4 protein-coding genes and 1 pseudogene are annotated in these 7,073 nt (G+C 52.2%); 1 reads left to right on the top strand and 4 read right to left on the bottom strand.

What is annotated here, in order from left to right; genetic code table 11:
- Positions 1-249: 249 nt before the first annotated feature.
- Positions 250-1,311 (top strand): annotated as a pseudogene (locus tag OOJ59_RS26660) (ISNCY family transposase); the annotation flags it as partial.
- Between the two features lie 239 nt (positions 1,312-1,550).
- On the opposite strand, the gene OOJ59_RS26650 reads toward OOJ59_RS26660, so the two are convergent.
- From OOJ59_RS26650 to glgP, 4 genes are all read right to left on the bottom strand, one after another.
- Positions 1,551-1,829: a hypothetical protein gene (locus OOJ59_RS26650; protein ID WP_004197671.1), complete on the bottom strand. Its 279-nt coding sequence runs from the start codon at positions 1,827-1,829 to the stop codon at positions 1,551-1,553.
- A 334-nt stretch (positions 1,830-2,163) separates the two neighbouring features.
- On the bottom strand, positions 2,164-2,730 hold the full coding sequence (locus tag OOJ59_RS26645) for a LuxR C-terminal-related transcriptional regulator (RefSeq protein WP_004197678.1): 567 nt from the start codon (positions 2,728-2,730) through the stop codon (positions 2,164-2,166).
- 124 nt (positions 2,731-2,854) lie between these two features.
- The gene (gene pgm / locus OOJ59_RS26640; protein ID WP_004197675.1) at positions 2,855-4,498 is read right to left on the bottom strand and encodes a phosphoglucomutase (alpha-D-glucose-1,6-bisphosphate-dependent); all 1,644 of its coding nucleotides are present in this window, start codon (positions 4,496-4,498) and stop codon (positions 2,855-2,857) included.
- A gap of 113 nt (positions 4,499-4,611) precedes the next feature.
- On the bottom strand, positions 4,612-7,059 hold the full coding sequence (glgP, locus tag OOJ59_RS26635; protein ID WP_094543334.1) for a glycogen phosphorylase: 2,448 nt from the start codon (positions 7,057-7,059) through the stop codon (positions 4,612-4,614).
- Between the last annotated feature and the right edge of the window lie 14 nt (positions 7,060-7,073).

Genomic DNA, 7,073 nt, shown 5'->3' with positions numbered 1-7,073 from the left:
AAGTCATTTGAGGCTAAAACATTGCTTAGTGCGGGCTTTCAGTTCATAGAGAAGAATGAATAATATCAATTATAACAATTGGTTATTTCCTTAGCGTACGTTTTCGTTCCATTGGCCCTCAGACCCCGACTTAGTTTATCAAGGGTATCATCGGGAAAAACCTCACTAACACAGAGGCTTATGTTAATTCATTAAAAACAGAAAGTTATCGTCTTGGCGTGGTTTTTTACATCATTGACCGTCAAACCCCTACGTAAGCTTATGACCCGGGATGGTTTATGGATCCCTCGTAAGTTACGGCCACCTCGTGTGCATCAGCCACGCCCACGTCGGGCCTGCACCGGCGAACTCATCCAGATTGATGGCAGTGAACATCGCTGGTTCGAGGACCGTGGTCCGGCCTGCACGCTGCTCGTTTACGTTGATGATGCAACAAGTCGGTTGATGCAGCTTCTGTTCGTCAGTTCGGAGTCCACGTTCACCTATTTTGAAGCCACCCGGGGATATCTGGAGCGCTACGGTAAGCCTCTGGCATTCTACAGCGACAAAGCCAGCGTCTTCAGGATCAACAACAAGCAGGCCACCGGCGGAGATGGCCAGACTCAGTTTGGTCGTGCCATGAACGAGCTGAATATCACTGGTATCTGTGCCAACACCAGTTCAGCCAAGGGGCGTGTTGAACGGGCTCATCTGACATTACAGGACCGCCTGGTCAAGGAACTGCGGCTCCGCGGTATCAGCACACCTGAGGCTGCAAACGCCTTTGCTGATGAGTTCATGGAAGATTACAACCGTCGGTTTGCAAAGCCGCCACGTCACGATTTTGACGTACATCGCCAGCTGGATAATGGCGAAAACCTGCAGGCGACATTCACCTGGCGCGAGCAGCGTAAGGTCTCGAAAAACCTGACATTACAGTATGATAAAAAGCTTTATCTGCTTGAAGATAATGAAGAAAACCGGCGTTTTCAGGGGAAGTACATCGAGGTATGGCAATACCCGGATGGTGACATTGAGCTCCGGGCCAGCGGCACTTCCCTGCCCTTTACCACTTACGACCGACTGGGAGAACTGGACCAGGGCGCCATCATCGACAACAAGCGTCTGGGACGTGCCCTGGAAATGATAAAGCTGGTTCAGGACAAACGGGACAACACCCGCTCACAGGCCCTGCCATCACTGGACGGCCAGACCTCACGCAGAAAGAAACAACCCGGCAAGAAATCACAACGAAGTCTGGACCATAACGACATGCTGGAAGCCCTGCAGCAACTTCAGACCCGGAGTAAAGACATCTTCGGCAAAGGCTGAAACATAACCTACATGCGGACATTTCAATTTAGATTGATGTTCAGGATAAACGCGATAACAACCGTTCACAGGCGATCCCTGCCGGTGATGGCTCTTTGCGGCGGCGCAGAAAACCAACAGAGAAATAATCGCAGCGCTCACTGAACGGCGACGACATGTTAGATGCGTTGAAGACATTGCAGTCACGTTCTGAGAAAAGTTCCAATGTTTAACGAGCGATTAAAAAATATATTAAATCATTATTCTCTCATTTCTCTGTTGCAATACTGACCTCCCAGGGCCTGTGTAATTCTGTCACCAAATAGTATCGTCAGACTACGATCATAGTAAATGGTTTCACCAGTGATAGATTCATGCTTTAATATTATCCCATAGCCATATCTTTCAAGCATATTCATACCCACCCTTGCCAAATTGTAAGAATAATTTATTCCCCAAATGGAACCATTTCTTCCTTCAAAAAACTCCGCTCTGTAATATCTTTTTAGAAATTCATAGTGTGCGTCTTCACTAAACATACCCCCTCCCGCTACAGAATTTACATAACAGTTTTTTATAATAAAAAGATGAAATGCATAAATATATATCCCGTTTTTCCTCTGCCGCCCACCATTCACAGATAGAGGATATAATCCTATATTATTTATTGTATGCTTAAATCATTTGATGACTATAGTTTCATATATTTTCATCATGTTAGCACCCATGATGTATGTTTATTTTTTCTGAAGCATACCAATAATCAAACCCCGTTCAACATAACAACATAAAATAATTTATAACAAATTTAGTTGAAACTTAATATATGAAATAGTGACTTTCCATAAGCAGATCATTAGTTTATAGGGCATCCTAACGATGCAGGCTCCTCCTGGCAAAACTGTCGATGATGAGATTTTTTTTGCGGTATATTCCACTTATTTTGGTGGTATTCAGTTTATGCAAAACAATACCGACAAAAGACTGAACCGTTTTTTTGGAGATCAGCAGGCTACGGGAAATTTCATCTATCGAATAACCATTTAAAATCATATTGATAACATGTGTTTCTCTTTTGGTAAATGACAACTTGTCCCTCTTCAGATTGATCCCCATTTTTTTAAACGCCTGCCTCATCATGAGATATTCATTACCGCTTAATTCAGTGTCAATGCATACCGCTTCACGCCCTGTCCCGCTCATTCCTGACGCCGGTTTTAATAAAAAGATAAGATTGACCGGTGAAATGTGTAGGTACTTGAGACGTTCGGCATCGCCGGTGTTCAGCTCTGACTCCACAATCACCACATCGCTGTTGCTGAAGGCAATATCGCTGACCCGTGAAAACACAACCCTGTTGACGGAGAGGCTGTTGTCGCTGAACATACATTTCAGACCTACAAGCATGAAATTATTATTGGTAATAACATAGATATTCATATAGTCCCCGCAGCAATACCTTTTGCGAAGCGTCCCGTTCCTTATGTTCTGACAAAGTGGTGCCTGTATTGGTGTCGCCGGGTAACTATGACGTACTCCGGCTCAGCGGAGTACGTCAACTGCTCTACTGGTGCGCAGCTAGCACGCTATTCACGATTTCCACCGCTTCTTTCTCGATCTGCTTGCGATGTGCTTCCCCGAGGAAGCTCTCGCAGTAGATCTTGTAAGCGTCTTCCGTACCTGACGGTCGGGCGGCGAACCAGCCGTTGTCGGTCATCACTTTCAGGCCACCAATCGATGCGCCGTTGCCCGGCGCGGCGGTCAGACGCGCAGTGATCGGGTCACCCGCCAGCTGACTGGCCCTGACCATTTCCGGCGACAGCTTCGACAGCACCGCTTTCTGTGCGGAAGTGGCCGAAGCCTGCAGCCGGTTATAGCTCGGCGCGCCGAAGCGGGCGGCCAGTTCGTCGTAGTGCTCCTGCGGGTTTTTACCGGTGACGGCGGTGATTTCCGCCGCCAGCAGGCACATGATGATCCCGTCTTTGTCGGTCGACCACGGCGTTCCGTCAAAACGCAGGAACGAGGCGCCCGCGCTCTCTTCTCCGCCGAAGCCGAAGCTGCCGTCGAACAGGCCGTCAACAAACCATTTAAAGCCCACCGGCACTTCAACCAGCCTGCGGCCGAGGTCGTTCACCACACGGTCGATCATCGCGGAAGAGACCAGCGTCTTGCCCACCGCCACATCCTGGCCCCACTGCGGGCGATGCTGGAACAGGTAGTTAATCGCCACCGCCAGATAGTGGTTCGGGTTCATCAGCCCTGCCGGCGTGACGATGCCGTGACGGTCATAATCTGGATCGTTAGCAAAAGCCAGGTCAAACTTATCGCGCAGCGCCAGCAGGCCCGCCATTGCGCACTCAGATGAGCAGTCCATGCGAATGGCGCCGTCTTTATCCAGATGCATAAAGCGGAAGGTTTGATCGACGTGATCGTTGACGATAGTCAGGTCGAGCTTGTAGTGCCCGGCAATACGTTTCCAGTATTCGATACCGGACCCGCCCAGCGGATCGATCCCGAGCTTGAGGCCGGCTTTCTGAATTGCCGCCATGTCGACGATATCCGCCAGCCCTTCGATAAACGGCTGTACCAGATCCTGCTTTTTAACATGACCGGATGCCAGTGCCGCATCGAGGGAGATGCGCCTGACGCCCTGCAGACCCGAGGCCAGCAGTTCGTTAGCGCGATTCTCTACCACTTTGGTGACGTTGGTATCCGCCGGGCCGCCGTTCGGCGGGTTGTACTTAATACCGCCATCTTCCGGCGGGTTATGAGACGGCGTGATCACGATGCCGTCTGCCAGCGGACCACCTTTTTTGTTGTGCACCAGGATGGCATTGGAAATGGCCGGCGTCGGGGTGAAACCGTTGTGTTCCTGCACGATAACATCAACGCCGTTGGCCGCCAGCACTTCCAGTACGGAAATAAAGGCCGGTTCGGAGAGCGCGTGGGTATCTTTACCCACGTAGCAGGGACCGGTAATCCCGTTCCTGGCGCGGTCTTCCGCAATCGCCTGCGCGATCGCCAGAATATGCTGCTCATTGAAGTTATGGCGCCCTGCACTGCCACGATGGCCAGAGGTACCAAACTTCACCGCATGCTCCGCGTTGCCCGCTTCCGGCCTCAGTACGTAGTACTGCGCGGTCAGCTGAGCGACGTTAATCAAATCACTCTGTTGTGCAGGCTCCCCTGCGCGTTTACTGTCCGTCATTTTTCTCTCCTGTCATATCCGTCAGGCTTATTTATGTGTTGCTGCCGGGTCGCTCATCGACGGGGCCGGTCTCCTGCCACCCGCCCCGGCGTTTCCTGGTTGTCAGTACGCGCTCAGAGTTGCGTTTTGTCGATATACCAGATCTTTTGCGCATACTCCCGCACCGTACGGTCCGATGAAAAATAGCCCATGTGGGTTATGTTGAGCATCGCTTTGGCGGTCCACTCTTCCGGGGTTCGGTAGAGCGCATCCACCTTGTCCTGACAGTCAACATAGCTGCGGTAATCGGCCAGCACCTGATAGTGGTCGCCAAAGTTGATCAGCGAATCCAGCAGACCGCGATAGCGGCCCGGCTCCTGTGGGCTGAACACCCCGGTCCCCATCTGGGTCAGCGCCTGGCGCAGCTCTTGATCCTGGTCGTAGTAATCATGCGGCTGGTAGCCGTTGCTGCGCAGCGCCTCGACCTCTGCAGCGGTATTACCGAAGATAAAGATATTGTCCTCACCCACGTGCTCCAACATCTCAACGTTGGCGCCGTCCAGCGTGCCAATGGTCAGCGCACCGTTGAGGGCGAACTTCATATTACTGGTCCCGGAGGCTTCAGTCCCTGCCAGCGAAATCTGCTCAGAAAGGTCCGCGGCCGGAATGATCATCTGCGCCAGACTGACGCTGTAGTTGGGAATGAACACCACCTTTAGTCTGTCGCCAATCTGCGGATCGCTGTTGATGACTTTGGCGACGTCGTTTATCAGATGGATGATCTGTTTTGCCGTGTGGTAAGCGGACGCGGCTTTGCCGGCGAAAATCACCACTCGCGGCACCCATTCGGCCTGCGGGTCCGCCTTGATACGGTTGTAGCGGGTGATCACATGCAGCACATTCATCAGCTGGCGTTTATATTCGTGGATCCGTTTAATTTGCACATCAAACAGCGCGTTCGGGTTCACCACCACGCCCAGCTGACGGGCGATATAATCGGCCAGACGCTGTTTATTCGCCAGTTTGGCGGCGCTGACGGCCTGGTTAACCAGCGGATAATCCTGATATTCCCCCATTTCGCTCAGCTGGCTTAAATCCGTTCGCCAGGTCTGGCCGATATGGCGGTCCAGAACCGCGGCAAGGGACGGGTTAGCGGCAGCCAGCCAGCGGCGCGGCGTGACGCCGTTAGTCACGTTGGTGAAGCGGCGCGGAAAGATTCTGGCGAAATCGGCAAATAGCGACTCCACCATCAGCCGGGAGTGCAGTTCCGACACGCCGTTAACCTTGTGACTGACCACTACCGCCAGCCAGGCCATCCGCACGCGGCGACCATTGGACTCATCAATAATCGAGGTCCGGCTCAGCAACGCCATATCATCGGGATAGTGCTCCTGCATCGTTTTCAGAAAATAGTCATTAATCTCGAAGATAATCTGCAAATGGCGCGGCAGGATTTTCCCCAGCATATCGACAGGCCAGGTCTCCAGCGCTTCGCTCATCAGGGTATGGTTGGTGTAGGAGAAGACCCGACAGGTCACCTCAAACGCGTCATCCCAGCTGAAGCGGTGTTCGTCAATCAGCAGACGCATCAGCTCCGGGATCGACAGCACCGGATGGGTGTCATTGAGGTGGATAGCAATTTTATCCGCCAGGTTGTCATAGGTTTGATACAGCTGGTAATGACGGGTGAGGATGTCCTGTACCGTCGCCGAAACAAGGAAATACTCCTGACGCAGGCGCAGTTCACGCCCGGAATAGGTCGAGTCGTCCGGGTAAAGCACGCGGGAAACGTTCTCAGAGTGGTTCTTATCCTCCACGGCGGCGAAATAGTCCCCCTGGTTAAATTTACCGAGATTAATTTCACTGCTGGCCTGGGCACTCCACAAACGCAGGGTGTTGGTGGCATCGGTGTCATAACCCGGGATAATCTGATCGTAGGCCACGGCAATAATTTCTTCGGTTTCCAGCCAGCGTGAGTTTTTGCCCTCATGTTGAACACGTCCGCCAAAGCGCACGGTATAGCGGGTTTTATGGCGCTCGAATTCCCACGGGTTACCGTACTCCAGCCAGTAGTCCGGTGACTCCATCTGCCGGCCGTCGATGATGTTTTGCTTGAACATACCGTAGTCGTAGCGGATACCATAGCCGCGGCCTGGCAGCCCCAGTGTGGCCAGGGAATCGAGAAAACAGGCCGCCAGACGACCGAGACCGCCGTTGCCCAGCCCCGGATCGTTCTCCTCATCAATCAGCTCTTCCAGATCCAGCCCCATCCCTGCCAGAGCCGTTTTCACATCCTCATAGATGCCCAGCGACAGTAAGGCATTAGAGAGGGTTCGGCCGATGAGAAACTCCATCGACAGATAATAAACCTGCCGGGCCTGCTGCGAGATCCGCGCCCGATGCGCCCGCAGCCAACGTTCTACCAGCCGATCGCGAACGGCGAACAGCGTGGCGTTGAGCCATTCATGTTTATTGGCAAGTGAGGGATCTTTACCAAGAATAAACATGAGCTTATAAGCGATAGCATGCTGTAGCGCTTCTTCATTCAGACTGGGTGAAATATAACTTAAGCGTGGTTCCATTTTTCTTATCCGTA

This window comes from Citrobacter sp. W9, from assembly GCF_026719375.1.
Lineage (GTDB): Bacteria > Pseudomonadota > Gammaproteobacteria > Enterobacterales > Enterobacteriaceae > Citrobacter > Citrobacter werkmanii.
The sequence above is the reverse complement of the archived record's forward strand: the minus strand, read 5'-3'. Positions and strand labels throughout refer to the sequence as shown.